A 25,351-nucleotide genomic window follows, 5' to 3' on the forward strand; every position below is an offset into this window, starting at 1 on the left:
GCGCCATCCCGGCCGCGCCCCTTTCGTGGTTTTGCCGCCGACCCGGCAGGTGCCGGATCGGCGTGGTTGCCATTACATGGCGCCTCGCGTCTGCGCACGCGCCAGCGCGCGCTGTTCGCGACGCTCCTTCAGCCAGTCGGCGAAGCGTTCCATGTAGAGATAGATCACCGGCGTGGTGTACAGCGTCACCAACTGCGACAAGAGCAGGCCGCCGACGATGGACACGCCCAGCGGACGGCGCAGTTCCGCGCCGATGCCATTGCCCAGCGCCAGCGGCAATGCACCGAGCATGGCCGCTGCCGTGGTCATCATGATCGGGCGGAAGCGCAGCAGACACGCGCGACGGATCGCCTCGCGCGGATTCATGCCGTCGCGCTGCGCCTCGATCGCGAAGTCGATCATCATGATCGCGTTCTTCTTCACGATACCGATCAGCAGCACGATACCCACGATGCCGTCCACCGACAGGCTCATATCGCACAGGATGAGCGCCAGCAACGCACCCACGCCGGCCGGCGGCAGGGTCGAGATGATGGTCAGCGGGTGGATGTAGCTCTCGTACAGCACGCCCAGCACGATGTAGATCACCACGATGGAGGCAACCAGCAACAGCACTTCATTGGTGAGCGAGGTGGAGAACTCCGCCGCCTTGCCGATGAACTGGCCACGCACCTGCGGCGGGAAGTTGAGCTTCTGCTCGACCCCACGAATCGCATCCACCGCCTCGGACAGCGAATAACCCGGCGCGAGGTTGAACGACACCGTCACCGCCGGCAACTGCTGCTGATGGCTCACCACCAGCGGCGCCGTGGTCACTTGAGCCGTGGCCAGCGAAGCCAGCGGAATGGTGCCGCCGCCACCGATGATCACGCCGGTATTGGCCACGCCCAGACCCGTGCTGGTGGACGAGTTGCTCGAGGCCACCTGGCCGAACGCGGTGGCATTGCTGCCGGTCAGCGCGCCGCTGCCATTGCTCTTGACCGTGAGCTGGTTGAGCAGCGCGGTGCTGGTGCGGAACTGCGGCGCCACTTCGAGCACCACGCGGTACTGGTTGAGCTGGGTGAAGATGGTGGAGATCTGGCGCTGGCCGAACGAGTCGTACAGCGTGTCGTCGATGGTCTGCACCGGCACGCCCAGGCGGCTGGCCTTTTCGCGATCGATGGTGAGCTTGAGCGAGGTACCCTGGTCGGCGAGGTTGTTGTCGACGTCGGCCAGCTCGGGCAGTTCGCGCAGCGCCTGCGTCATCTGGTTGGCGTAGCCGGAGAGCTCGGTCGCGTTCACGTCGGACATCGAGTACTGGTACTCGGTGGCCGATACGCGGCTATCCAGCGTCACGTCCTGCACGGGCTTGAGGTACAGCTCCACGCCCGGAATGCCGGCCGCTTCCTTCTGCAGTCGCGCCAGCACCTCGTCCAGGCCGTCGCGGTCGCCGCGATCCTTCAGCACGATGCTGAGCTGGCCCTGGTTGAGCGTCGGGTTGATCGAACCGGCGCCGATGAAGGCAGCCACGCCTGTCACGGCCTTGTCGCGACGCAATGCATCGGCGACGGCCTTGGTGCGCACTTCCATCTGCGGGAACGCCACATTCTGGTCGGCCTGCACCACGCCGGTGACCAGGCCCGTGTCCTGCTCGGGCAACAAGCCCTTCGGAATCACGACGTAGAGGAACACGGTGAGCACGACTGCCGCCGCTGCAACCAACAGGGTGAAGCGCTGGTGGCCGAGCACCCAGTCCAGCGAGCTCTCGTACACGTTGACCGTTCGCGTCCACCAGGTTTTCTTGCCGGCGGCGGCGTGGCGCTCGTGCGCGTCGTCGCCCTCGGGCAGCGCGTCGGGCTTGAGCAGGTAGGCGCACATCATCGGCGTCAGCGTCAACGACACCAGCATCGAGATGGCCACCGCGATGGTGAGCACCCAGGCGAATTCGTGGAACAGGCGACCGGTGACGCCCGGCATCAGCAGCAGCGGCAGGAATACCGCGATCAGCGACACCGTCAACGACAGCACGGTGAAGCCGATTTCCTTCGCACCGATCTCGGCCGCTTCCTTGCCGTCCTTGCCCTGCTCGATGTAGCGCACGATGTTCTCGATCATCACGATCGCATCGTCCACCACGAAGCCGGTGGCTACGGTGAGCGCCATCAGCGAGAGGTTGTCCAGCGACATGCCGGTGAAGGCCATCACGCCGAACGTACCCATCAGCGACAACGGCACCGCCACCGACGGAATGATGGTGGCCCACAGGCGACGCAGGAACACGAAGATCACCGCCACCACCAGGAAGATGGTGAGGATCAGGGTGAACTGCACGTCTTCGACCGAGGCGCGGATGGTGATGGTGCGGTCGGCGAACACATCCAGATGGACGTCCGCCGGCAACACGGCGCGCAGCTGCGGCAGGATGTTGCGGATCTGCTCCACCGTCTGCACGATGTTCGCGCCCGGCTGGCGACGGATGTCGAGCAGCACGGCGGGCTTGCCATTGGCCCAGGCGGCGAGCTGGTCGTTCTCCACGCCGTCGATCACGTTGGCCACGTCCGACAGTCGCACCGGCGCGTTGTTCTTGTACGCGATGATGGTGTCTTTGTATTCGGCCGCATCGGCCAGCTGGTCGTTGGTGCCGATGCTGTAGGACTGCGTGGCGCCGTTGAGCGTGCCCTTGGGCGCGTTCACGTTGGCCTCGGTGAGCGAGCTGCGCACGTCCTCCATGGTGAGGCCGAGGTTGGCCAGCTGCGACGGATTGACCTGCACGCGCACGGCCGGGCGCACGTTGCCCGCAATCGACACCAGGCCCACGCCCTGCACCTGCGAGAGCTTCTGCGCGAGGATGGAGTCGGCGTAGTTGTTCACTTCGCGCAGCGGCAGGCTGTCGGAGGTGAGCTTGAGCGTGATGATCGGCGCGTCGGCCGGATTCACGCGGTTGTACACCGGCGGATACGGCAGCGTGCTCGGCAGCGTGCCGCGCGCCTGGTTGATGGCCGCCTGCACGTCCTGCGCCGCGATATCGATATCGCGGTCCATCGCAAACTGCAGCACGATGGTGGACAGACCCGCCGACGAGTCGGAGGTCATCATGGCGAGGCCGGAAATCTGGCCGAAATTGCGTTCCAGCGGCGTGGTGACCAGGGACGCCATGGTCGATGCGCTGGCGCCCGGATATTGCGTGGTCACGACCAGGCTGGGCGCGTCGATCTCGGGCAGCGCCGACACCGGCAGCTCGCGGTAGCCGAGGATGCCGAGCAACAGCACCGCCACCATCAACAGCGAGGTGGCGATCGGTCGGCGAATGAAGAGTGTGGAGAAGCCCATGGGGTTAGCCGTCGATGTGTGTGGCGGGTGCCTGTCCTGCGGCGCCCCGTGTCGTTGCTGAAGGGGTTAGCAGCGAGTAGCGAGGGCGCAAACCCGAACTGCTCGCCAGCCTTCATGAGTGGCGATGGGCCCGGTTGTCGCGCCCTCGCCACCCACCCCTCGCCCCTCTCAAATCAGCCGCCGCGGCGGCCGCCCTGCTTGGCGTTCTTCTTGGCCTTGTCCATCTCGGCCGCGGTCGGCGCTGCCGGCACTTCACCCGGCTTGAGCGCCTTGACCTTGCTGCCCGGCTTGAGGCGGAACTGGCCTTCGGTCACCACCAGATCGTTGAGCGCCAGGCCCGAACCGATCATCACGTGGCTGTCGCCCACTTCACCGGCCACCTTGACCGGGTTCATCTTGACCGTCTGGTCCTGCTGCACCAGGTACACGTAGTCGCCATCCGGACCGCGCTGCACCGCCTGCGCCGGGATCACCAGGCCGCCCTTCACGGTGCGCACCTTCAGGCGCGTATTGACGAACTGGCCCGGCCACAGCTCGCTCTTGGCGTTCTGGAACACCGAGCGCAGCTTGATCGTGCCGGTGGTGGTGTCGATCTGGTTGTCGACCACGTTGAGCGTGCCATCGTCCGCAATGGTGTGCGCGTCGGAGCGGTCCAGCGCCAGCACTTCCAGCGGATCGCCCGAGGCGGCGGCAGCGCGCACCATCTCCAGGTTCTGCTCCGGCAGGGTGAACATCACATAGATCGGATGGATCTGGGTGAGCGTCACCACCGCGGTGGTGGTGGTGACCACATTGCCCGGATCCACGTTGCGGATGCCGGCCACGCCGTCAATCGGCGAGACGATGTGGGTGTAGTCGAGGTTGACCTTGGCGGCGCGCACGGCGGCCTTGTCGGCCGACACCATCGCGGCGAGATTGGCCACGTTGTTGCGGAAGGTGTCCATGTCCAGCTGCGCCACATAGCCCTGGGCCACCAGCGCGTCGTTGCGCTTGAGCGTGCTCTGCGCGGTGGAAAGCTGCGCCTCGTCCTGCTGCTGCTTGGCAGTGGACTGGTCGTAGGCGGCCTGGAACGGACGCGGGTCGATCTGCGCCAGCAGGTCGCCCTTCTTCACTTCCTGGCCTTCCTTGAAGTTGATGCTCAGCATCTGGCCGCTGATCTGCGGATTGATGGTGACGGTGTTGAGCGCCTGAACCGTGCCCAGCGCGGTCAGGTAGACCGGCACATCCTGCTTGAGCACCGGCTCCACCGTCACCGGCACCGGTGCGGCGTCCTTATCCTTGTCCTTGTCCGAGGCATCGCCGTCGGCCTGTCCCTGTCCCTTGTGCTGACCGCGGTGCTGACCCTGTGCGCCTTCCTCGGCAGCGGGCTTATGCAGCAGACGGAAGCCCACGGCTCCCACCACGATCACGGCCACAACGATCAGCGCGATCTTCCAAAAACGCGACATGAAAAAACTCCCAGAATGAAAGACAGGCCACCCGACCCCACCGGTGCGCTCCGCGCGCCTGACCTATGTGTCGAGTGAAAGGATAGGGTCAGATCAACGAAAATAGACAATGCCAGTTGACAGGGGTGCCCCATGACCGATGGCAGGGTTTTCCAAGCGTATCGCGTCCAAATGACGAAACTTGCATGAAATCAGGGCTTATTCGGGCGCGACACGTTGTCCGCCCGACCCGACTGAAACTTGCCGCGGCCTTCGTCTATACTCGGCTAATTGTTGCCTGAACCATAGCTAATCCGGCCTCTTCGGCTGTCCATTGATCTGTCCATTGAATTGGAGTCATTGCGTGAGCGGTTCCATGACGAAGTCCGACCAGAGCTTCATGCGCAGCTTTTCCATGCTGATCGCGGGCCTGAGTGTATTGACCCTGTTGCTGATCGGCGGCGCCTGGTGGATCTACGACCACGAGCCGAAGGAAATAAATCCCCAGACCACCGCACAAACCCAGGCCCGCATCGCGCCGGCCGGTGCGGTTTACGCCGGCGACACCGGCCGCGCCGCCATGCAGGCCGCGCAGGAAGCCGCCGCCAAGGCTGCCGCCTCGCAAGTGGCCTACGGCGGCAGCACCGACGGCAAGACCATCTACGACAACCTCTGCCACGCCTGCCACACCGCCGGCGTCGCCGGTGCGCCCAAACTGGGCGACAAGGCCAACTGGGGTCCGCGCGTGGCCGAGGGCATCGACACCCTGGTCAAGCATGCCATCGACGGCTACAAGGGCCCGGATGGCAACATGATGCCGGCCAAGGGCGGCAATCCGGCGCTGACCGATGAGCAGGTGAAGGCGGCGGTGCATTGGATTGTGGATCAGGCGAAGTAAGCGCTTCGCTGTCGGTAGTCGCAAGAATTTGGATGTTGGGAAAACGCCGCCGCTGGGCGGCGTTTTTCTTTTGTGTGGTGTGCACTTGGGTGTGGTGAGGGCCGCATTCTCTTGCTGCGCATCGGCCTCAGCCCTTCAGCCACCGTCCTGCCCGCTTGTCTGTGGGAGCGCACCCTGTGCGCGACGGCCACGCCGCGGTGTATCGCTCCGTAGGTTCGTCGCGCACAGGGTGCGCTCCCACAAAGAGCAGGCCGTCACCCACGGGCCCGGGCGCACACTTGTAGGAGCGCACCTTGTGCGCGACCGCAGCGCTGGGGTCTACCGCTCCGTAGGCTGGTCGCGCACAGGTGCGCTTCCGACTTTCGCCGGGACGACGAATAGACACGTTCCCGCGAGCACCCGCCCCTCACCCCAGCCCTCTCCCCGGCGGGGAGAGGGAGCAAAGCAGACGTCCCACACGACGAAGCCCAACCCCAATCCGCTACCATTACCCCATGAACGACCAGTCCCCCAACACCACCCATTTCGGTTTCCGCGACGTCCCTGTCGCCGACAAGCAGAAGCTAGTCGGCCAGGTGTTCACTTCGGTCGCGAGCAGCTATGACCTGATGAACGACCTGATGTCGTTCGGCATCCATCGCCTGTGGAAGCGCCACTTCGTCGCCATCAGCGGCGTGCGCCGCGGCGATCGCGTGCTCGACCTGGCCGGCGGTACCGGCGACATCGCCGCCCTGCTCAAGCCGGTGGTGGGCGCCGACGGCGAGATCATCGTGGGCGACATCAATGCGGCCATGCTGGGCGTGGGTCGCGATCGCATGACCGATCGCGGCCTGGTGTCGGGCCTGCGCTGGACCCAGCTCAACGCCGAAGCCCTGCCGTTTCCGGACAACAGCTTCGATGCGGTGACCATGGCCTTCGGCCTGCGCAACGTCACCGACAAGGACAAGGCGCTGGCGGATATCTGCCGCGTGCTCAAGCCTGGTGGTCGTGCGCTGGTGCTGGAATTCTCGCGCGTGCAGAGCGAGCTCTTCAGCAAGCTTTACGACTTCCACTCCTTCAAGGTGCTGCCCAAGCTCGGCCAGCTGTTTGCCGGCGACGCGGACAGCTACCAGTACCTGGCCGAATCGATCCGCAAGCATCCGGACCAGCAGACGCTGAAGGGCATGATGGAGCGCGCCGGCTTCGGCCGCGTGGACGTGCGCAACCTCAGCAACGGCATCGTCGCCATTCATCGCGGTTACAAGTTCTGATGTTTGCGGCGGCTCGCACCAAGGTGCTCCTGGCCGCCGCGCTCCCACTGCTGTTGGTCATGCCCAGGCTATGGGCAACCGAGGAGCAGCGATTCGAGTTGCTTCCGGTCTCTGCGCTCAACGCGACCATGAAGCAGTGCTCGCGTGACACCCCGCATGCCACTGGAGCCTGGACGCCTACGACTGCCCAGTTGCTCGAATTGGAATCCCAGCTTCCCCAATTGGCCACACTCGCGACGCAACAGGGCATATCCCCATCCATCGGCGATCGGACGGCTTCCTTTCGGCAATATCTTGGTGTGATCGTCGACGGCCATCGCTTTATTTACGTCAACGCCGCAGTACCGAAAGAGAAACCGGCCAAGGTTGCTCACATTGCGAGCAAAAGCACTGGCACTCCTTTTCAGGCAGAGGCAGAGCCCGAGCCCATCATCGTCTGTGACGGCGGGAATCATTTCTGGGGTGTGCTTTATGACCCGGAAACCCAGCAGTTCTCACAGCTGAAAACCAACGGCTTCGCCTAGTGCCACGGCCGCTGCGTCGCCCTGAGATTGACACCGTGCTGCAGCCCTATCGCCCGCTCGCCCTGTTCGCCGCCCTGCTCGGCTGGTTCGGCCTGGCGCTACAGCTGTGGTTCTCGATCCGCCTGACCCAGGGCAACGGCGGTACGGCGCTGGAAGGCGTGTGGCTGTTTCTCGGCTTCTACACGATTCTCTCCAACCTGCTGGCCACCAGCGTATTGACCGCGGCAGCTACCGGCCCACGCAGTCGGCTCGGCGTGTTCCTGTCGCGGCCCGGCGTGCAGACGGCGGCGGCGATGAGCATCGTGATCGTCAGCGCCATCTACAACCTGATGCTGCGTCAGTTGTGGAGCCCGTCGGGCTGGTTGCTGGGGGCGGATGTGATCGTGCATGACGCCATGCCGCTGCTGTATGTCGGCTACTGGTGGCTGGCGGTGCCCAAGGGCGGACTGCGTTGGTCGCAGGTGCTGGTGTGGCAGAGCTATCCCGCCGGGTATTTCTTCTACGTGCTGCTGCGTGGCGCGGTGAACGGTTGGTATCCCTATCCGTTCCTCGACGTGCGCGCGCTGGGTTATGCGCAGGTGCTGATCGATGCGATCGGCGTGCTGGCGGCCTTCATCGTGGTCGCCTTGCTGCTCGTGGCCGCCGGTCGATGGCAGGCGCGCCGACAACGGCACGCCGCCGCCGAAGTGGCCTGATCAGCCCGTTCGAAAGTCGTCGACCACATCGCCGTACAGACGCGTTTCCGCCTCGTGCGCGTGATCGCGCCACGGCTCGGCCAGTGCGGCGGTGTACCACTGGCGCATCGCTGGCAGCGCGAGCATGCGATGGACATACGCGGTCGCTGCGCCGTCCGTCGGAATGTCGTAGCTTTGAATGCGAAACACCACCGGCGCGAAGAACGCATCGACAGCCGTGAAAGCATCGCCTGCGAGGAAAGGACCGCCGAAGCGCGCCAGGCCCTCGTTCCACAATTCATTGATGCGCGCGATGTCCGCCTTCAGCGCAGCATCGACCGCATGCAGCCGCACGCGAACGCCGCAACTCATGCCGCAGGCATTGCGCAGCGTGCTGAAGCCCGCGTGCATTTCTGCCGAGGCACAACGAGCCCAGGTGCGCGCATCGGGTCGGGATGGCCAGACGCCGGCGTGACGCTCGGCGAGATACTCAATGATGGCCAGCGAATCCCACACGACGGTGTCGCCGTCGTGCAGGCAGGGCACGCGCCCGTTCGGTGAAAACTGGCGAAACACATCCCAGTTGGAGCCTTCGCCGAACACGTGCAGCTGTTCTTCGAACGGGATGCCCAGCTGGGTCATCAAGACCCAGGGACGCAGCGACCACGACGAGTAATTCTTGTTGGCGATATAGAGCGTGGTCACGGCGGCTCCGGCAGCGCTGATCAGGTGTCGATGATCAGCAGCGTACCGCGACTGCCGCCCTCCACACTGTGCGGCATGCCCGCCGGAACCACATACAGTTCGCCCGCTTCCACCCGCAGCACCTCGCCGTGGATGCGCAGCACCATCACGCCGTCGAGCACCAGCAGGGCTTCGTCGTAGTCGTGGCTTTCTTCCGGGTAAGACCGCTCGTCCATGCGCAGCAGCTTCAGGCGCGCGTTGCCGAAGCTGGCGAGCACGCTTGAGGACCAGGCCTGGGGCAGCTGGGCGGCGACATCGGCCAAGCGGAGCGGCGCCACCTCAGTGCTGCTTGGCCGGCGCGGCCACCACCGGCGCGCTTACCGGCGCGCGGCGGCGGGCATTGGCGAGCACCACGCCACCCACCGTGATCACGCCGCCCACCAGGGTCAGCAGCGTCGGGCGCTCGCCCAGCCAGACCCAACCGATCAACACAGCGATCGGCGGCGAGAAATAGATGAAGCTGCTCACCTGCGAGGCAGGCGCGCGCTGCAGGGCGGCGTTCCACGCGATATAGCCGATGAAGGTGGGCGCAATGCCCAGCCACAACAGCGCACCGATATGCGATGCCGGGGCATGCATCAGTGCCTGCGGCAGATGCAGGCCAAACGGCAGCGAGGCGAGAGCACCGACGAAGAAGGTGAAACCCGTGACGCCAAGCATGGTGTTGCGCGCGAATAGCGGCTTTTGCCACACGAAGAAGATCGAGCACGCCACCACGCTGACCAGCACCAGGGCCGACATGGGTTCGATCTTCACGTCCTTGCCGCTGGTCAGCACGACCACCACCACGCCCACCAGCGCGATGCCCAGTCCGGTCAGCGTGCGTGGCGACAGGCGTTCGCGCAGCCAGATCGCCGACAAGGCCGCCGTTGTCGCGGGCACAAGTGAGATCAAGATGGCGGCGGTGCCGCTGGCCACGCGGGTTTCGGCCGTATTGAGGCACAAGTGGTACACGGTGAGGCCGATCACGCCGAGCAGCGTCAGTTGCGGCCAGTCGCGCCTGTCAGGCATCGGCACTTTTTTCACCACCAGCAGGGCGGCGAAACACAGCGCACCGATGGCCAGGCGCGCCAGCGCCACCTCGCCCGGGGTGAACGAAGCCAGCGCATAGGCGATCGCGGCATAGGCCGACGACCAGGTAAGCAGCGCGATGCCGATAAAAACCAGCGCGCGCCCATCGAGGCGTTCCGGGGTTTGCATGGACTTGATCCGGGTGGGGAATACTGCGCATCGTAAGTTTTGCCGTGCTGCGCTTGAATGATGAATCAGCGTAGGATGGTGATGTTTCGCCAACGAACGAAATGTCTATGAACGCAGTCACCTTTGAATCGAAACCGATCTGGGACGCCACGGATTGGTTGCTGCTGGAGGCCCTCCAGCAGGACGCCCGCCTGGGTTACGCCGAGCTCGGACGCAAGGTGAAACTCTCACCACCGGCCGTGGCCGAGCGGGTGAAGCGGCTGGAGGAAGCCGGCGTGATTTCCGGTTACCGCGCCGTGCTCAATCCCCGCAAGCTCGGTTATGAGATCGACGCCATGATCCGTCTGCGCTGCGATGGCGGCATCTGCGCCCGGGTGGGCGTGCTGGTGGCGGACATCCCCGAAGTGCTCGATTGCCGCCGCCTGGCGGGCGAGGACTCGGCCCTGCTGCGTGTGGTGGCCATGTCCATCCAGCACCTGGAAACCGTGCTGGACCGGCTGCTGAAGATCCACGCCAGCATCAGCACCACCACGCTCGTCGTGCTGCAGACCCCGCACGAGAACCGACCACTGACCCGCACGATGTGGAATGCTGGCCGGGCGCTGCTGGACGACTAGCGTCCGGCACCGGCGCGCTGGGAGGAGGACGTTGGCGCCATGATCACCGTAGCGGCACGCATCTTGCCTGAGAGTGGCATACCGCCAGCTCCGAGCCAGCCCTAGCCTGCCGAACGCGTCCCATGGAACCCGACTTCCTCAACAAGATCATGGATCTCCTGTGGGATGCCATCTGTGTCGTGGACATGGAGGGGCGCTACGTCTTCGTCAGTGCGTCCTACGAGCGCATCTTCGGTTACAAGCCGGAGGAAGTGCTCGGCAAGCGCATGATCGAGCTGGTGCACCCGGACGACCGCCAGGCCACCATCGAGGTGGCCGCCGCCATCATGTCCGGCCAGCCGCAGTCGCACTTCCAGAACCGCTATATCCGCAAGGACGGCACGGTCGTGCACATCATGTGGTCGGCGCGCTGGTCCGAGGCCGACCAGGTGCGCATTGCGGTGGCGCGCGACATCACCGCGCTCAAGCGCGCCGAATCGATGACGGCCGCGCTGCACGCGATTTCCGAAGCTGCGCACACCGCAGACAACCTGCCGGCGCTGTATGAAGAGATTCACCGCATCGTCGGTGCACTGCTGCCCGCGAACAATTTCTTCGTGGCGCTGTACGACCCCTTGCACGCCGAACTGAGTTTTCCGTATTTCGTCGACGAACGCGACGAGGCGCCGCCCGCCCAAAGCATCGATTCGGGCACGTTGACCGCGCAACTGATCCGTACCGGACAGGCCTTGCTGGTCACGCCTGGCACGCCGACCGACCCATCGCTGCCGGTGATCGGCACTGACGCCTTGCACTGGCTGGGCGTGCCGCTGTGCTCGCAGGGCGCCGCAGTGGGTGCACTTGTTGTGCAGAGTTATTCGGACGCGACGCGCTATACGGAAACCGACAAGGAGCTGCTGCAATTCGTTTCCACCCAGGTCGCGGCGGCAATCGAACGCAAGCAGGCAGAGCAGCGGCTGCATCACATCGCGCGACACGATCCGCTGACCGACCTGGCCAATCGCGACCTCTTCCACCAGCAATTCGAGGCGGCGCTGGAGAACGTGTCGCGCTTCGGCGGCAATCTCGCCCTGCTCTATATCGACCTGGACAAGTTCAAGCAGGTGAACGACCGCTACGGCCACCACACCGGCGACCTGCTGCTGTGCGAAGTGGCGCAGCGCATCCGTGGCCATCTGCGCGAAGGCGATGTGGTGGGTCGCATGGGTGGCGACGAATTCGTGGTGCTGCTGTGCCGACTGCAATCGGTGGCCGACAGCATCCAGGTGGCGGAGAAACTGCGGGCCGCGATCAACCAGCCATTCCAGCTGGCGGATCGCACGCTGCACGCATCGACCAGCGTGGGTGTGGCGACTTATCCGCGGCATGGGCACACCTCGCGCGACCTCACCCGCGCGGCCGACGCGGCGATGTATCAGGTGAAGAAGGAGGGCGGCAACCGCGTGCGCGTGGCGCTGCCAAACGACCTGCCCGAAGACGGCGAGCGCGCCGGCGCCGGCTCACCGCGCTGAGACGTCGCGGTAACCCGCGAGTTTTTTGTGGGAGCGCACCCTGTGCGCGACAACCTGACGGAGCGGGAACGACGAGGCGCCTGTCGCGCACAAGGTGCGCTCCCACAGTATTCAAAGCTTGAGGTAGATCTTCTTCCGATCCATGGCATAGACGATCAGCCACCACAGCGCCACGAACGCGATGGCAAAGGTCACCGACGCCACGTACGGTCCGGCAATCGGCGTGATCCAGCTGGCGAACACGCGACGATAGAGGGGATCGAGAATGCCCAGGCCGAGCAGCAGGATCTGCATCAGCTCGGAACCGCCGTAGGCCGTCACGGCATTCACGCCAAAGCGTCGCCCGATGGCCGGCCAACCGCGCTGGTCAATCAGCACATGGAACAGCACCAGCGCGAGCGTGGCCCAACCTGCGGTCCACAGCACGAACGACGAAGTCCACAGATTCTTGTTGAGCGGAAACAGCAGCGACCATGCGAAGCCCAGCAGCAAGTACGCGATACCGGACAGCGCCAGCGCCTTGATGTTTTTGTCGCGCAACCAGTGTCCGGCACGCAGGCCGAGCAGACTGGTGGCAAGCGAAGGCAGGCAGCCCAACAGTCCTTCCGGGTCATGGCCGCGACCGCTGACCGGATCGATCTGATAGACGGTGTGGCCGAAGATGGCGAAGTCGATGCGGCTGACGATATTGGCGAACGGCTCCAGCGAACCTCCCGCCAGCAGCAATACCCAATAGCCCAGCAGCAGCGCGGCGATGGTGATCCATTGCAGACGCGGCTTGACGTAGATGGCGAACGCAGCCGCCCCCGCGAAGCACACGCCGATGCGTTGCAAGACGCCAGGGAAGCGCAGGTGCGCCTGCGGCATGATCGCCCATGCCAACAGGTTGATGGCCACGCCGAGCAACAGGATGCGCAGGCCGCGCTTCAGCGCTGCGCGCATCAGCAGCCCTTGGTCGGCGCCCTGCTCCACCCGCGGACCGATGGCGAGCGCAATGGAGACGCCCACCACGAACAGGAAGAACGGAAACACCAGGTCGGTCGGCGTGCAACCATGCCACTGGGCGTGTTCCAGCGGCCCGTACACGTGATCCCAATCGCCGGGATCATTGACCAGCAACATCAGTGCGACCGTACATCCGCGCAACGCATCAACTGAAGGCAGGCGGCGAAGCGCATCACTCATGGTGCTGGTTTATCTGCCGGCACCAGCGTCACCGCGCCCACACCGTAGATCGGCCCCGTGATCGGCGAGGTGAACACCAGACACAAGTCATGCGTGCCGGCCTGTTTCGCCAAGGCGCCCTTCAGGGTGAACGTGGCCGGCTGATCGGTAGGCAACGGGAGCGAGGCAAGCTGCTTGCCCTTGCAGCTGTCCATATGCACCACCAGCTCGCCCTGCGGCGTGGCCGACGGATATGCCTTGACCAGCTTGGCCTCGTGCGCCAGCGCGTAGTTGCGCGGCAGGCTCGCGGTGTCCACGCGGATGGCGGCGATACCGTCGAGCCTGGCCGCGCGATACATGCGGCAGTTGTCGAACACGTTGATCAGATACGTCGGCGCCATGCTGGTGGCATCCGGCGTGGGCTGTACGCGCAGGCGGAAATCGCTGCCCGGACAGTTCTCCAGCTCACCCGTGGTGCGCGTGCGCAGCGATGGCAGATCGAGCACACGCGTACGCGCGGCAGCCAGCGGCGTGCCGTCAGCGGCCAGTGCCACGGCCTTGATCGTGGTGGGCAGCTTCACCGTGAAGGGACGCACATACAGCGGCGAGGACGCATCCGGCTCGCGGCCATCGGTGGTGTAGTGCAGGCTGCCGACCTTGGCCTGGTTCGATAACTTCACGCTGGCCTGGCCGCTGCTGATGGCGGCATTGCGATCCGTGTCGATCGACGCCGCGAATGCGCTGTCGGCGTATGCGATGTCCTGCATGCGATAGCGCGCCAACTGGGACGGCATGCGCTCGAGGAAACCGTGCCAGTCGTGTTCCTTCGCCGGCGTCCACGCCGCTTCGGACAAGGCGGCGATGCGCGGGAACACGTTGTGCTGAACATGCCGCATGGTCGGCATATGCTCGGTCCACAGATTGGCCTGCATGCCTAGCACGTGTTTCGCCTGCGCCGCGCTCAGCGCCTTGGGCACTGCCTCGAAGTCGTAATAGCTCTGCAGCGACATCGACGGCAGGCGGCCGGTGGTCTCGTCCGGCAGATCGCTCTGCATCTGGTCGAGATACAGCTGCGGCGCCGGCGACAGCACCACATCGTGGCCAAGCTTGGCCGCATCGATGGCGCCCTGCGTGCCACGCCACGACATCACCGTGGCACTCGCCGGCACGCCGCCTTCGAGGATTTCATCCCAGCCGATCAGGCGACGATTGTGGGCCGCGAGGTACTTGCCCATCTGATCGATGAACCAGCTCTGCATCGCGTCTTCGGTCTTGATGCCCAGCGTCTTCATGCGCGCCTGCACGGTGGCAGACGCCTTCCATTGATCCTTGACCGCTTCATCGCCGCCCACATGGATATAGGTGGACGGGAACAAGGCCATCACTTCGTCGAGCACGTTCTGCAGGAACTGCAGCGTGTGATCGTCGACGTTGTAGAGGTAAGGATTCACACCCCAGTCCACCGACACCGGCGGTCGCGTGCCGGTGACGCCAAGCTCCGGATACGAAGCGACCGCGGCCTGCGCGTGACCAGGCATATCGAGTTCCGGCACGACGGTGATATGCCGCTCGGCGGCATAGGCCACGATGGCCTTGATGTCGTCCTGCGTGTAGAAGCCGCCGTAAGGAGCCGGCGGTGCCTGCTTGCCGAGCGTGGGCGGCGTGCGCCAGGCGCCTATGCGGGTGAGTTCGGGGTAGCGCTTGATCTCGATGCGCCAACCCTGGTCATCCGTGAGATGCCAATGTAGCGTGTTGAGTTTGTGCTGCGCCATCTGATCGATGACGGTGCGCACTTCGGCCGGTGTCCAGAAATGGCGCGCGGAGTCCAGCATCATGCCGCGCCACGCGAAGCGTGGTTCGTCGCGGATATGCGCGGGTTCCACGCGCACATCGCCGGTACCCGGCGATGGCGTCATCAGCTGCCATGCGGTGATGGCGCCGTAGAACAGGCCGGCTTCGTCGCGCGCCGTGATGCGGATGCCTTGGGGCGTCACATCCAGCGTATAGCCTTCGGCGTTGGCGACCGGCGCCTGCGGATCGCGCTTGAGCACGATGGCACCCTCGCCGGGTGCACCCGCTTTCACGGCGAGTTGCAGATGGCGCGTGTGAGCCGTGAGCGAGGCAAGATACTCGGCCGTGCGGCGCGCATCCGCATCGCCGCTGTCGACCACGATGGCCGTCTGCGGCGTCACGGTGAATCCTTGACCACTCACGCTCAGCTGCGCCGGCATCGGGATCAGGTTCACCGGTGTGGCGCCGTGGGCGAAGGCGGAGAGACCACAAAGGGCGAGGGCCAGTACGCAGGATGTTTTCTTCATGGTTCGTCTCGTCATGTGACGTCAATCATGGGGAAGGCTGATGGCGAACAGATACCACGCATCGTGCGGAATCCACTGTTCGGTCCAGCGCCAGTCTTCGTCCTTGCCGGTCTGGGCGTAACCGAGGTCGAAGGCGATGCCCTCATCGTCGTTCAAGCCCGAGGTGATGCCGTTGATGATCGCGCCCGGCGCATTGGTGTACGCGTACGAGTCGAAGAACATGTACGGCGCGTTGTTGTGGCCGCTGCCCATCAGCATGCTGCTGTCGTACGGATTGCGGCCGAGTATCCAGTGCAGCTGGTTCCAGGCGTAGGTTTGCAACTTCTTTCGGAAAGCTTCGTCGCCTGCACTGGCGTACAGCGGCGCAGCCACGCGCGCCGCCGCCGCCAGCGAGGCGATGCGCGCATTCTCTCCCTGCCACCACGGCGCGGCCTCGGTGTCGTGTGGGAAGAAGAACGCCGTGCGCACGCGGCCATCGCCGCCGCGCACCAGCTGGCGCGCATAGCCGAACGGATTGCTGACCTCGCTCGTGACGGTCAGCTCGGCTTCGAGCGAGCGCTTCACGATGTCGCGCACCTTGGCCTGGCGCTTCGTATCGGCGATACCGGCGTACTCAACCAGCGCGACGACCGGCAGGCCGGCGTCCGAGGGATGGAAGAACGGACGCGTGCCATCGTCGGCGCGCCAGTAGTCGCGATGGCCGTCGTGCGTGATCAGGCGCGCAAGCAGGCGATCCGCTCGCGCATCCGCGGCTTTGCGCCAGGTCTCGTCGTGCGTGGTGCGATACAGCTCCACCGCAGCGAGCAAGGCGCAGTAATCGTCGGTGATGTTGTCCTTGCCGTCGTTGGTCAGCTCGCGATTGTGGGCGTCGAGAAAGCGATAGGCGTCCTCGGCGGCCTTGAGGTAATCCTTCGCAGTGAAGTCGCCATCGACGCCGGTACGTGCCGCCAGTGCGAGCGTGGCAATCGCCATGCCGCCGCCAGCGCGGAAACTGGCCTCATACGCATGCGGACCATGAGCCGGCTGATCGACGCGCTCGGTGTGATCGCCTGGCTTGAGCTTGATCTGCGTACGCCAGTTCGGATCGCCGATGCGGCGATCCTGCGGCAGCTTGCCGGGACCGGGACCGTCGATGGACTGATAGAACGAACCGTCGGGACGCTTGTCGCGCACCAGGAAGTCGGCACCGAACAAGCCCTCGTCGAGCAGGCGACGGATGTACTCACGGAAATTCTTGTCGTTGCGCGCTTCCAGCTGCTGCCAGGTGCGCAACAGGCTCCAGGCGGCTAGCGGCAACTGCTGAGTGTTGAAGTAACTGGTCGGGTTCTGGTGCGACAGGTGGATGCCGTAGTCGCCCGTCGCGTCGTACCAGCCACCATGGATATCGAGCGTGCCCGGCGTACCGTCGGGATGCGGAAGATGGGTGTCGGCCTTGTCCAGCAAGCCGCTGGAGCGTTGGCCCTTGAAGTAATAGACCACGTTGGAGAGCGTGTTGCGCTCGAGCACGTTGTCCTGGATGGCGAAGGTCGAGGAGCGTGTGTCGCTGCTGTCCTGTGCGACGTCCACGTAGTAGTGCCCCGGTGTACGCATGCTGCTGAAATCGGCGATGGCGTAGCTGCCGTTCCAGCGAGCCACACCCGTGGGCGCGGAAAGCTTGCCTTCCATGGCCACCTTGCCTGAGTTGGCGTCCACAACGCGAAACGTCTGCGGCGATGGGCCGGACGCATCCATCACGATGGCCTGCTTGACCGCGCCGGTGTCGTAACCGACCTGGTCGACCAGTACCTTCCCTTCCGATGCCAGCGCACCCTGCGCGACCAGCACCGCGAAGATCATCGCAAGACGTTGCTTCATGCCATCGGCTCCCGCAGGTTCTTGGAACGGCATTCGAGACCCCGAAGAAAAATCGGGCCCGGCAAGTGTGCCGGGCCCGTTGGCGGGGAGGAAGCCTTAAATCAGATCTTGAAGCGAAGGTTCACGTAGTACTGGCGGCCGTTCACGTAGAACGCGTAGGGCTGCTTGCCGTAGTTCGGGCTGAGCGTGTAGTACTTCAGCTTGGGGTTGTTGAGGTTCATGGCGTCCAGGGTGAGCGACATCCACGAGTTGATGTTGTAGCCGAACGAGGCCGCCAGGTTGCCAATGCCATCCTGGTAGAACGTATCGGTACGGCTCACGCCGGCGTAGAACGACGAACGGTAGGTGTAGCTGATGCGGGCGTTGAACATCTGGTTTTCGAAGTAACCGGAGACGTTGAACGTGTTCTTCGAGGTGCCCTGGAGCGGCACGCCGTTTTCCGCCGAACCGCTGGCGTAGGTGTAGTTGGTCTGCACGCCGAAGTTGTCGCCGATCGGCTGGATGTAGTTCAACTCCACGCCCTTGACGTGACCATCGACGTTGGTCGGCACGCTGACCTGGTACGTCGCGAACACATCGCGGCCGGCCGTGTTGCTGGCCTGCTGGTCCTTGAACTGGATGTTCTGGTTACCGAAGTTGATGTAGTCGCTCAGCTGCATGTCATACACGCCGGCCGACACCAGGCCACGCGGAGCGAAGTACCACTCCAGCGCTGCATCGAAGTTGGTCGAGATCAGCGGCTTCAGCTGCGGATTGCCGCCGGTGCCGGTGTGCGTGAGGTCATCCAACGAGTACGAACCGGCCAGTGCCGAGTAGTCCGGACGGGTCATGGTCTGCGAGGCGGCGAAGCGTGCCAGCAGGTCGTCGGTCAGGTTGAACTTGAAGTTGAAGCTCGGCAGCAGCTTGTCGTAGCTGTGCTTGTAGGTGTTGGTGTAGTAGTCGCCGAACGCGGAACCGGTGATCGGGCCGTTCGTGGTGTAGATCGACACCGCGCTGGAGTTGTAGTTGATGTCTTCCTTGGTATAGACGTAACGGAAGCCCGCGTTGGCGCTCCAGCGCTCGCCGGAGAAGTTCGCCTGCAAGTAGGCAGCCGTGTCCTTCTCGTTGACCTTGTAGATGTTCTGCCAGTTGAAGCGCGTCACCGGATCGCGGTTGGCAAACTTCGCATTGAACGCGGCCAGGTCACCCGGGCTGTAGTACCAGGCCGGACCGGGGCCATTCACGCCCAGATCGCTGTTGAAGCTGCCCGGATAGTTCTTCCAGCTGGTCGGGTAGTTGGCCGGATTCTGCCAGTCGCCGGTCGGACCCTGACCGATGTCGGTCTTGTTGTCGCGGGTGTGATCGGAATAGCGCACGCCGAAGTCGAGCGTGGTCAGCGCGATCGGCGAGCTGTCGAAGGCGTATTCGCCGTCGGCCTGGAAGAAGTTTTCCTTGTCCTTCACGTGGATGTTCTGGTCGCCGAAGATCCAGCCAGCCGACGGAATGATGCCCGACGGCGTGGTGTTGTCGCCGCCGATCGACCAGTTGGTCGGATTGCCGGTGCCACGCATGCCCCAGCTCGCGCCGGCGCCGGCGCCGAAGCCCAGCTCGCTGACGTTCTGCTCGTCGCTGTTGCCCTTGCCCTGGGTGGTGCCGACCTGGCCGGTGAACGTCAGGTGGTCGGTGGCGCGCCATTCGGCATCGAGCGTGGTGAACGCAGACGAGGACGAAGCGCCCGGACGCGAGATCTGGTCGTACACGCCGTACGGCGTGGTGCTACCCGGCTGCGGAGCGAACACGGCATTGGTCAGCACGTTGCCCTTGACGGCATAGCTCTGCAGGCCTACGCCGCTGGGCACGTACTGGCTGTTCCACAGCATGTAGTTGCGGTTGAAGTTGTCCGCTTCCAGCTTGGAATAGAAGGTGTCCAGGTTCAGCGTGAGGTTGTCGAGCGGCTTCCACTCGATGTCGATCGTGCCGCCCTTGCGGGTACGCGTCTGCGTGAAGAGCGTCTGGCCGATCAGGTTCGGGTAGTACTTGTTCGCCAGGTCCGGATGGGCCACGGCGATCGCATCGGTGGCCGCGATCTTGTTATAGCCACCGACGATTTCCTGGCCGTCGCGCTGCAGGCTGCGCTTCTCATAGAAGCCCTGCGCCATCACGCCGAAGGTGTTGTCGTTGTTCTTCCAGTTGACCAGGCCGTCGAACTGCGGCTTGGTGTCGCCAGGCAGATCGGAGTACACGCCACCCACGGCAGCCTGCGCGGTGAACGGCTGGGCGAACTGCAGCGGCTTGCGCGTGGTGATGTCGACGGTGCCGGCGCTGCCGCCTTCCTGCAGCTTGGCTTCGGAAGTCTTGTGCACGGTGACTTCGCTGACGATTTCCGCCGGCAGCAGGGTGTAGCTCACGCTGCGGCCCACGGTCTGCACCTGGCTCAGCACGAACCAGTCGCCGGTGCCCACGGTGTGACCGTTGACGAGCGTCTGGGTCATGCTCGGGTTGGTGCCGCGCAGGCTCACGCGATCGTTTTCGTCAAAGCCGCCTTCGCTGGCGCTGGACGAGCTGATGTTGATGCCGGGCAGGCGCTGCAGCGTGTCGGCCACGTTCTTGGCCGGCAGCTTGCCGATGTCTTCGGCGGTGATCACTTCGATATGCGAGTCAGCGGCCTTCTTGAGGTTCAGCGATTCGGCTTCCGAATCGCGGATACCGACCACGGTGACCGTGCCAAGCTCTTTGGCCTTGGCCTTTTCAGCGGCAGTCTGTGCGTTGTCCTGGCCCGACGCGGCCGGGCCGGACTGCGGCGCAGGCGTGTTGTCGGCGGCATAAAGCGAACCGGACAGACAGAGTCCGGCGATGATGCTGGCGGCTAGCAGAGTCTTGCGGTGTGACATGGTGATCCTCCCCTCGAAGGCGTTTTCTGCAGCGGATGTTGTGGGTCGTCCGGCTGCGGCGTGGCTGTCTGGGCGTGTGCCCGGTTCAGTGCAACGGTGTAGTGCTGAGTCGGTACTTCGTTTTCCCGCGGTCTTTACGTGCGTCCGTCCAGGTACAAGCCGGCCGCACCGATCACACCGTGCTGGCCGTGCTCCATCAGTCGTACGGGAACCTGTTGCAGGAAGGCGCGCATGACGCCCTTGTTGAAAAAGCGCTGGCGGAAGCTGCTGGCGAGCAACACTTCGCGGATCTGCGGAAGAATCCCGCCGGCCAGGAACACGCCCCCGCGTGCGCCATACAGCAGGCATAGATCGCCCACGAAGCTGCCGAGCAAACCGCAGAACACGTCCAGGGCTTCGACCGCTGCCTCGTCGCTGCGCTCCAGTGCCGACTGCGTCACCTGGCTGGGCAAGCTCAGCAGCGGGGCCTGGCCGCGCAGTGCGCACAGCGCGCGATACAGATTGAGCAAACCAGGGCCAGACAGTGCGTGTTCGAACGACACGTACTCGCGATCACGGGCCAGGTAGCGAAGAATCTCGATCTCGCGTTCGTTGCCCGGCGCCAGCGCAATCTGGCCTGCTTCGGTGGCGAGCACGGTCGCGTGCGGCTTGCCGGGCAATAGCACCGCCGAGCCCAAACCCGTGCCCGGACCCATCACCAGCACCGGGCCTTCGGCCGGCGCGGCGTCGGTGGCGATCACCGGCGTGGTATCGGCCTGATGCAGGAACTGCGTGGCATAGGCCACGGCTTCGAAATCGTTGACGACAGCGAGCTGCTCGATACCGAGGCTGTCGCGGATATCGCGGATGGAGACCGGCCACGGCAGGTTGTCGTTGACGATGGCGTCGCCCAGCACATACCCCGCACTGGCCACGGCACAGCGGTTCACGTGCACGTTGTGATCGAGCTGGCCGACGAAGTCCTGCAGCACGGCGGTGAGGCTGGGCCAGTCGGCGCAGGCATAGCGGTGGTACTGCAGCACGGTCACCGGACGCGTGCCGTCCGGCTCGCGGCTCACCAGTCCGATGCGAGCGTGCGTTCCTCCGACGTCCGCAGCGAGAAACATGGCTTCTTGCGCCAAGAACTCACGTGCGTTGTGGCTGACCCCTTCGACCACTTGCGATCCCCTCGTCATCCTGATGTCACGTTCCTGTGAACTCTCCCTCATTTGGCCGGAGTCTGGGTAATGGTTGACAACGTTGTCAACAATCCATCCGGCACATACGAAAATGGCCTATGCGGCAGGGCAGCATCTTGGTTCTACTGGCAGGCTGCCACAGGTCCCATGATCGTCATCAATCGCTTGTTTAATATGTATTTTTAATCCATTTCAGCATCGCCAGGAAACGATCTCGCAGCGCGCCATGGCGACCCCCATGGCGCTTGACTCAGGCCAGCCATTTGCCCTCTGACACGGGGGGATTTTCGGCCTCTATTCCCCTGTCGCGACAGATGAAAGCGGGCTCATTTGACAACGTTGCGAAGTCCGCGAGTCGCAGGAGCTCGCGACGTAACTTCACGTCTCCTCAATCCGCCAGTGATGTGAACCTGCGCCGAAAAGATCGCAAAGAACTGCGCAAACAGGCTGTTTTCGTGTGATGAGCGCCAATGGGAGCGCAGGGTTTTGCCTGGACACGGGTGTGTCGCAGTGCAAGTCGGCAAACTCAGTCTCTTCTGCAACACTCCACCTGACACCCCCCCCCCCCGCCCACGAATCGCCCGCATGTCGACACGCACAGAGCAACTCAGCCCACGTGCTGAAAGAGACGATGCCGGGAAGGTGCGCGCGTGACATTTCCGCTGGCCGACGTACAGATCGAAACACTGGCCGAGGACGCATGGCTGTTGCGCTTTGGCGAAACCATCGACGCCGCCGTCAACGATCGCGTCCACGCCGCAGCCGCCAAGCTGCAGGCGGGCCTTGAGAACGTGGAATGCGTGCCAGCCTATGCCAGCCTGTTGCTGCGTTTCGATGTGCTGCAATGGCTGGACGATGACGGCCGCTTCGGTGCCGAACGCCTGCGCGCAGCGATCGCTGCCGCATGGAACGAGCACTCGTCAGTGGCAAAGGCGGTGCGCGAAGTGAGCATTCCGGTCTGCTACGACGGCGCCGACTTGCCTGAAGTAGCCACGCATGCGCGGATATCGATCGAAGAGGTGGTCGCGCGCCACACGGCTGCGCGCTATCGCGTCGCCATGCTCGGCTTCGCGCCCGGATTTCCCTATCTGCTCGGCCTCGATCCCACGCTGGCCATGCCGCGCCGCAGCCATCCGCGTACCAGCGTGCCCGCCGGCAGTGTCGCGATCGGTGGGCAGCAGACAGGCATCTATCCGCAAAGCCTGCCTGGTGGCTGGCAACTGATCGGGCGCACGCCGATGCGTCTGTTCGACCTCGCTGCCGCATCGCCTTCCCTGCTGGGGCCCGGCGACCATGTGCGCTTTCGCGCGATCGACCAGGACGAGTACGAGCGACTTGCCACCGACCCGGTTACACGCCCATGAGCGTCGAGGTCATCAAGCCTGGATTGCTCACCAGCCTGCAGGACGCAGGGCGTCGCGGGTATGCACATCTGGGACTGGGCCGCGCCGGGGCCATGGACGAGCCGGCCAGGCGGCTGGCCAATGCCCTCGTCGGCAATGCCGGCGACGAAGCGGTGCTGGAGATCACGCTGGCCGGTCCCACGCTGCGCTTTCAACACGACGCCGTCGTGGCGCTCACCGGTGGCCTGATTGAAGCGCGCGTGGAGGGCCAACCCTTGCCCGCGTGGACCAGCTGCTTCCTGCCCGCCGGCAGCGTGCTTCGCCTCGGCGGCATGCGCCACGGGTGCCGCAGCTATCTGGCGGTGCGCGGCGGCTTCGACGGCGCGTCGGTACTGGGCAGCCGCAGCAGCGATCTGCATGCCGGCGTGGGCAGGGCTGCGCAGAGCGGCGACGTCATCGACATCGGTGAACGCGCATCGGCATCCTGGTTCCGCGCCGGACTCACCATGCAGGCGTTGCGCTGGGGCCTCGATCCGCAACCCTGGCTCGACTATGCCCGCGCGCCGCTGGCCTTGTTGCGCGGTCATCACTGGCATGCGTTGGACGATGCCTCGCAACACGCGCTGTTCACCCAGCGCTTCATGGTGAGCAAGGACAGCAACCGCACCGGCAATCGACTGGAAGGCATGCCCCTGCACTTGCGCCAGCCGCTGGAACTGATTTCCGAAGCAACCCTGCCCGGCACCTTGCAGCTGCCGCCCTCGGGCCAGCCCATCGTGTTGCTGGCCGAAGCGCCGGTGACCGGTGGCTATCCGCGCATCGGCCAGCTGGCCATGGTGGATTTGCCGCGTCTCGCGCAGCGTCGGCCGGGCGATACCGTATCCTTCCGCGAGACAACTCTGGACGAGGCGCTGCAACGCCTCACCGAGCGCGAGGCCTCGCTGCAACACCTGCTGCAACGCATCGAACAACGCCTGGAATCCGCATGAAACTCTCCATCGCCAAGACCATCGACATCAACAGCGACCTGGGCGAATCCTTCGGCGCCTGGCGCATGGGCGACGATGCCGCGCTGCTTGCCATCGTCAGCTCGGCCAACATCGCCTGTGGCTTCCATGGCGGCGACCCGGACATCATGCGCGGCACCGTCGCCATGGCGGTACAACACGATGTGGCGATCGGCGCGCATGTCTCCCTGCCCGACCTGCAAGGTTTCGGGCGACGCGAGATGGCGGTGACGCCGAACGAAGCCTATGCCATGACGCTTTATCAGATCGGCGCGCTGCAGGCGTTTGCGCAGGCGGCAGGCACACGACTGCGCCACGTCAAGCCGCATGGCGCGCTGTACAACATGGCGGCACGCGATGCCAGGCTGGCGGCCGCGATTGCGCGGGCCGTCCACGATTTCGATCACTCGCTGTTTCTGTTCGGCCTGGCCAACTCGGCGCTGATCGATGCCGGGCTGGCTGCCGGCATCCCGGTGGCGGCCGAAGCGTTTGCCGATCGTCGCTATCGCGCCGATGGCTCGCTGCAACCACGGCGCGAACCCGACGCAGTGATCCAGGAAGGCGATGAGGCGATTGCCCAGGCGATGGCGATGGCACGCGAAGGTCAGGTGCGCGCCATCGACGGCAGCATCGTGGCCTTGCAGGCTGACACCTTGTGCGTGCATGGCGATGGCGAGCACGCCGTGGCCTTCGCACGTCGATTGCGCGCCGCACTGGAAGCGGCCGACATCGGTATCGCCGCGCCGCACGCCAGCGGGGCACGCGCATGAATTACTGGCCGCTGCTCGGCGTCGCGGTCATCGTCATCGGTTTTGCGCTGCGCTTCAATGCCGTTCCCGTGGTGGTGTGCGCTGCGCTGGTCAGCGGTTTGCTCGCCGGCTTGCATCCCGCCGACCTGCTGGCCCTGCTGGGCAAGAGCTTCGTGTCCTCGCGCATGCTGTTGATGTTCGTGCTCACCCTGCCCGCCATCGGTCTGCTCGAACACGCCGGCCTGCGCGAGCACGCCCAGCAATGGATGAACCGCCTGCGCGGCTTCACGCTGGCCCGGCTCTTGATCGGTTATCTGTTCATACGCGAAGTGCTCGCCATGTTCGGGCTCACCGGCGTCGCCGGCGCCGCACAGACAGTGCGCCCGCTGCTGGCGCCGATGGGCGAGGCCGCGGCCGAGAAGATCAAGCCTGACCTGAGCGACGCCGAGCGCGACGAAGTGCGCGCGGTCGCTGCCGCCACGGACAACATCGGCCGCTTCTTCGGCGAGGATGTCTTCATCGCGTTGGGCGCGGTGCTGCTGGTCCAGGGCTTCTACGCCCAGCACGGCATCGATCTCACGCCACTGGCCATCGCATTGTGGGCGCTGCCCACGGCCATCGCCGCCTTCGTGATCCAGTCGGTACGCGTGTGGTTGTTCCAGCGCCGCCTGCAGCGGCGCGCCGCGCTCGCCCGCGTCGAAGCGGAAGCCTGAG

The 25,351-nt window shown here is 64.7% G+C and carries 20 protein-coding genes; 10 read left to right on the plus strand and 10 right to left on the minus strand.

Annotated features, from left to right (window positions below):
* Positions 1 to 72: 72 nt before the first annotated feature.
* Together AC1DMG_RS00865 and AC1DMG_RS00870 are read right to left on the minus strand one after the other, a co-directional pair.
* Complete coding sequence (locus AC1DMG_RS00865) at positions 73 to 3,309, minus strand: efflux RND transporter permease subunit (RefSeq protein ID WP_441602785.1); 3,237 nt, start codon at positions 3,307 to 3,309, stop codon at positions 73 to 75.
* A gap of 173 nt (positions 3,310 to 3,482) precedes the next feature.
* The gene (locus AC1DMG_RS00870) at positions 3,483 to 4,757 is read right to left on the minus strand and encodes an efflux RND transporter periplasmic adaptor subunit (protein ID WP_477180098.1); all 1,275 of its coding nucleotides are present in this window, start codon (positions 4,755 to 4,757) and stop codon (positions 3,483 to 3,485) included.
* A gap of 355 nt (positions 4,758 to 5,112) precedes the next feature.
* Between AC1DMG_RS00870 and AC1DMG_RS00875 the strand changes: the two genes are divergently transcribed.
* The 4 genes from AC1DMG_RS00875 (at position 5,113) to AC1DMG_RS00890 (ending at position 8,103) form a co-directional block, all read left to right on the plus strand.
* Positions 5,113 to 5,634 (plus strand): c-type cytochrome, encoded by a 522-nt coding sequence (locus tag AC1DMG_RS00875; protein ID WP_441602783.1) that lies wholly within the window; start codon positions 5,113 to 5,115, stop codon positions 5,632 to 5,634.
* A gap of 494 nt (positions 5,635 to 6,128) precedes the next feature.
* On the plus strand, positions 6,129 to 6,884 hold the full coding sequence (gene ubiE, locus AC1DMG_RS00880) for a bifunctional demethylmenaquinone methyltransferase/2-methoxy-6-polyprenyl-1,4-benzoquinol methylase UbiE (RefSeq protein ID WP_441602782.1): 756 nt from the start codon (positions 6,129 to 6,131) through the stop codon (positions 6,882 to 6,884).
* Positions 6,884 to 7,408: a hypothetical protein gene (locus tag AC1DMG_RS00885; protein WP_441602781.1), complete on the plus strand. Its 525-nt coding sequence runs from the start codon at positions 6,884 to 6,886 to the stop codon at positions 7,406 to 7,408. Before ubiE ends, AC1DMG_RS00885 begins: the two co-directional genes overlap by 1 nt.
* A gap of 35 nt (positions 7,409 to 7,443) precedes the next feature.
* Positions 7,444 to 8,103, plus strand: a complete 660-nt coding sequence (locus AC1DMG_RS00890; protein ID WP_441602780.1) for a Pr6Pr family membrane protein — start codon at positions 7,444 to 7,446, stop codon at positions 8,101 to 8,103.
* Here the strand turns inward: AC1DMG_RS00890 and AC1DMG_RS00895 are convergent, their stop codons facing one another.
* The 3 genes from AC1DMG_RS00895 to AC1DMG_RS00905 are packed head-to-tail and all read right to left on the minus strand — an operon-like array spanning position 8,104 to position 10,026.
* Complete coding sequence (locus tag AC1DMG_RS00895; protein WP_441602779.1) at positions 8,104 to 8,787, minus strand: glutathione S-transferase family protein; 684 nt, start codon at positions 8,785 to 8,787, stop codon at positions 8,104 to 8,106.
* Between the two features lie 20 nt (positions 8,788 to 8,807).
* Positions 8,808 to 9,104 carry a cupin domain-containing protein gene (locus tag AC1DMG_RS00900; protein WP_441602778.1) on the minus strand — a complete coding sequence of 99 codons (297 nt, stop codon included), beginning with the start codon at positions 9,102 to 9,104 and terminating at the stop codon, positions 8,808 to 8,810.
* Between the two features lies 1 nt (position 9,105).
* On the minus strand, positions 9,106 to 10,026 hold the full coding sequence (locus AC1DMG_RS00905; RefSeq protein ID WP_477180099.1) for a DMT family transporter: 921 nt from the start codon (positions 10,024 to 10,026) through the stop codon (positions 9,106 to 9,108).
* A 107-nt stretch (positions 10,027 to 10,133) separates the two neighbouring features.
* On the opposite strand from AC1DMG_RS00905, the gene AC1DMG_RS00910 reads away from it, so the two are divergent.
* Together AC1DMG_RS00910 and AC1DMG_RS00915 are read left to right on the plus strand one after the other, a co-directional pair.
* A complete protein-coding gene (locus AC1DMG_RS00910) occupies positions 10,134 to 10,643 on the plus strand; it encodes an Lrp/AsnC family transcriptional regulator (protein WP_441602776.1) in 510 nt (169 codons plus the stop codon).
* Positions 10,644 to 10,765: 122 nt separating this feature from the next.
* The gene (locus AC1DMG_RS00915; RefSeq protein WP_441602775.1) at positions 10,766 to 12,154 is read left to right on the plus strand and encodes a sensor domain-containing protein; all 1,389 of its coding nucleotides are present in this window, start codon (positions 10,766 to 10,768) and stop codon (positions 12,152 to 12,154) included.
* A 111-nt stretch (positions 12,155 to 12,265) separates the two neighbouring features.
* Here AC1DMG_RS00915 and AC1DMG_RS00920 read toward each other — a convergent pair whose 3' ends face one another.
* The 5 genes from AC1DMG_RS00920 to glk all read right to left on the minus strand — a co-directional run bounded on the left by AC1DMG_RS00920 (position 12,266) and on the right by glk (position 21,568).
* Entirely contained in the window at positions 12,266 to 13,339 is a 1,074-nt protein-coding gene (locus AC1DMG_RS00920; RefSeq protein WP_441602774.1) for an acyltransferase family protein, read from the minus strand.
* Positions 13,336 to 15,636, minus strand: a complete 2,301-nt coding sequence (locus AC1DMG_RS00925) for a family 20 glycosylhydrolase (RefSeq protein WP_441611449.1) — start codon at positions 15,634 to 15,636, stop codon at positions 13,336 to 13,338. The genes AC1DMG_RS00920 and AC1DMG_RS00925 overlap by 4 nt, the downstream gene beginning before the upstream one ends.
* A gap of 21 nt (positions 15,637 to 15,657) precedes the next feature.
* A complete protein-coding gene (locus AC1DMG_RS00930) occupies positions 15,658 to 17,490 on the minus strand; it encodes a glycoside hydrolase family 9 protein (protein WP_441602772.1) in 1,833 nt (610 codons plus the stop codon).
* Positions 17,491 to 17,591: 101 nt separating this feature from the next.
* The gene (locus AC1DMG_RS00935; protein WP_441602771.1) at positions 17,592 to 20,360 is read right to left on the minus strand and encodes a TonB-dependent receptor; all 2,769 of its coding nucleotides are present in this window, start codon (positions 20,358 to 20,360) and stop codon (positions 17,592 to 17,594) included.
* A gap of 134 nt (positions 20,361 to 20,494) precedes the next feature.
* Positions 20,495 to 21,568: a glucokinase gene (gene glk, locus AC1DMG_RS00940; protein WP_441602770.1), complete on the minus strand. Its 1,074-nt coding sequence runs from the start codon at positions 21,566 to 21,568 to the stop codon at positions 20,495 to 20,497.
* A 620-nt stretch (positions 21,569 to 22,188) separates the two neighbouring features.
* Here glk and pxpB point away from each other — a divergent pair.
* The 4 genes from pxpB to AC1DMG_RS00960 are packed head-to-tail and all read left to right on the plus strand — an operon-like array spanning position 22,189 to position 25,350.
* Positions 22,189 to 22,902 (plus strand): 5-oxoprolinase subunit PxpB, encoded by a 714-nt coding sequence (gene pxpB, locus AC1DMG_RS00945; protein WP_441602769.1) that lies wholly within the window; start codon positions 22,189 to 22,191, stop codon positions 22,900 to 22,902.
* A complete protein-coding gene (locus AC1DMG_RS00950; protein ID WP_441602768.1) occupies positions 22,899 to 23,870 on the plus strand; it encodes a 5-oxoprolinase subunit C family protein in 972 nt (323 codons plus the stop codon). The genes pxpB and AC1DMG_RS00950 overlap by 4 nt, the downstream gene beginning before the upstream one ends.
* Positions 23,867 to 24,658 carry a LamB/YcsF family protein gene (locus tag AC1DMG_RS00955; protein WP_441602767.1) on the plus strand — a complete coding sequence of 264 codons (792 nt, stop codon included), beginning with the start codon at positions 23,867 to 23,869 and terminating at the stop codon, positions 24,656 to 24,658. The genes AC1DMG_RS00950 and AC1DMG_RS00955 overlap by 4 nt, the downstream gene beginning before the upstream one ends.
* Complete coding sequence (locus AC1DMG_RS00960; protein ID WP_441602766.1) at positions 24,655 to 25,350, plus strand: DUF969 domain-containing protein; 696 nt, start codon at positions 24,655 to 24,657, stop codon at positions 25,348 to 25,350. Before AC1DMG_RS00955 ends, AC1DMG_RS00960 begins: the two co-directional genes overlap by 4 nt.
* Position 25,351 lies beyond the last annotated feature (1 nt).

It is taken from the genome of Dyella sp. 01N36, assembly GCF_056399745.1.

Excerpts from the sequence above, each read along its gene's own strand:
- AC1DMG_RS00920 (WP_441602774.1), bottom strand. The coding sequence starts at position 13,339 with ATGAGTGATGCGCTTCGCCGCCTGCCTTCAGTTGATGCGTTGCGCGGA.
- ubiE (WP_441602782.1), top strand. The coding sequence starts at position 6,129 with ATGAACGACCAGTCCCCCAACACCACCCATTTCGGTTTCCGCGACGTC.
- AC1DMG_RS00885 (WP_441602781.1), top strand. The coding sequence starts at position 6,884 with ATGTTTGCGGCGGCTCGCACCAAGGTGCTCCTGGCCGCCGCGCTCCCA.
- glk (WP_441602770.1), bottom strand. The coding sequence starts at position 21,568 with ATGAGGGAGAGTTCACAGGAACGTGACATCAGGATGACGAGGGGATCG.
- AC1DMG_RS00870 (WP_477180098.1), bottom strand. The coding sequence starts at position 4,757 with ATGTCGCGTTTTTGGAAGATCGCGCTGATCGTTGTGGCCGTGATCGTG.
- AC1DMG_RS00910 (WP_441602776.1), top strand. The coding sequence starts at position 10,134 with ATGAACGCAGTCACCTTTGAATCGAAACCGATCTGGGACGCCACGGAT.
- AC1DMG_RS00930 (WP_441602772.1), bottom strand. The coding sequence starts at position 17,490 with ATGAAGCAACGTCTTGCGATGATCTTCGCGGTGCTGGTCGCGCAGGGT.
- AC1DMG_RS00935 (WP_441602771.1), bottom strand. The coding sequence starts at position 20,360 with ATGTCACACCGCAAGACTCTGCTAGCCGCCAGCATCATCGCCGGACTC.
- AC1DMG_RS00865 (WP_441602785.1), bottom strand. The coding sequence starts at position 3,309 with ATGGGCTTCTCCACACTCTTCATTCGCCGACCGATCGCCACCTCGCTG.
- AC1DMG_RS00950 (WP_441602768.1), top strand. The coding sequence starts at position 22,899 with ATGAGCGTCGAGGTCATCAAGCCTGGATTGCTCACCAGCCTGCAGGAC.
- AC1DMG_RS00915 (WP_441602775.1), top strand. The coding sequence starts at position 10,766 with ATGGAACCCGACTTCCTCAACAAGATCATGGATCTCCTGTGGGATGCC.
- AC1DMG_RS00925 (WP_441611449.1), bottom strand. The coding sequence starts at position 15,636 with ATGAAGAAAACATCCTGCGTACTGGCCCTCGCCCTTTGTGGTCTCTCC.
- AC1DMG_RS00960 (WP_441602766.1), top strand. The coding sequence starts at position 24,655 with ATGAATTACTGGCCGCTGCTCGGCGTCGCGGTCATCGTCATCGGTTTT.
- AC1DMG_RS00955 (WP_441602767.1), top strand. The coding sequence starts at position 23,867 with ATGAAACTCTCCATCGCCAAGACCATCGACATCAACAGCGACCTGGGC.
- AC1DMG_RS00875 (WP_441602783.1), top strand. The coding sequence starts at position 5,113 with ATGACGAAGTCCGACCAGAGCTTCATGCGCAGCTTTTCCATGCTGATC.
- AC1DMG_RS00905 (WP_477180099.1), bottom strand. The coding sequence starts at position 10,026 with ATGCAAACCCCGGAACGCCTCGATGGGCGCGCGCTGGTTTTTATCGGC.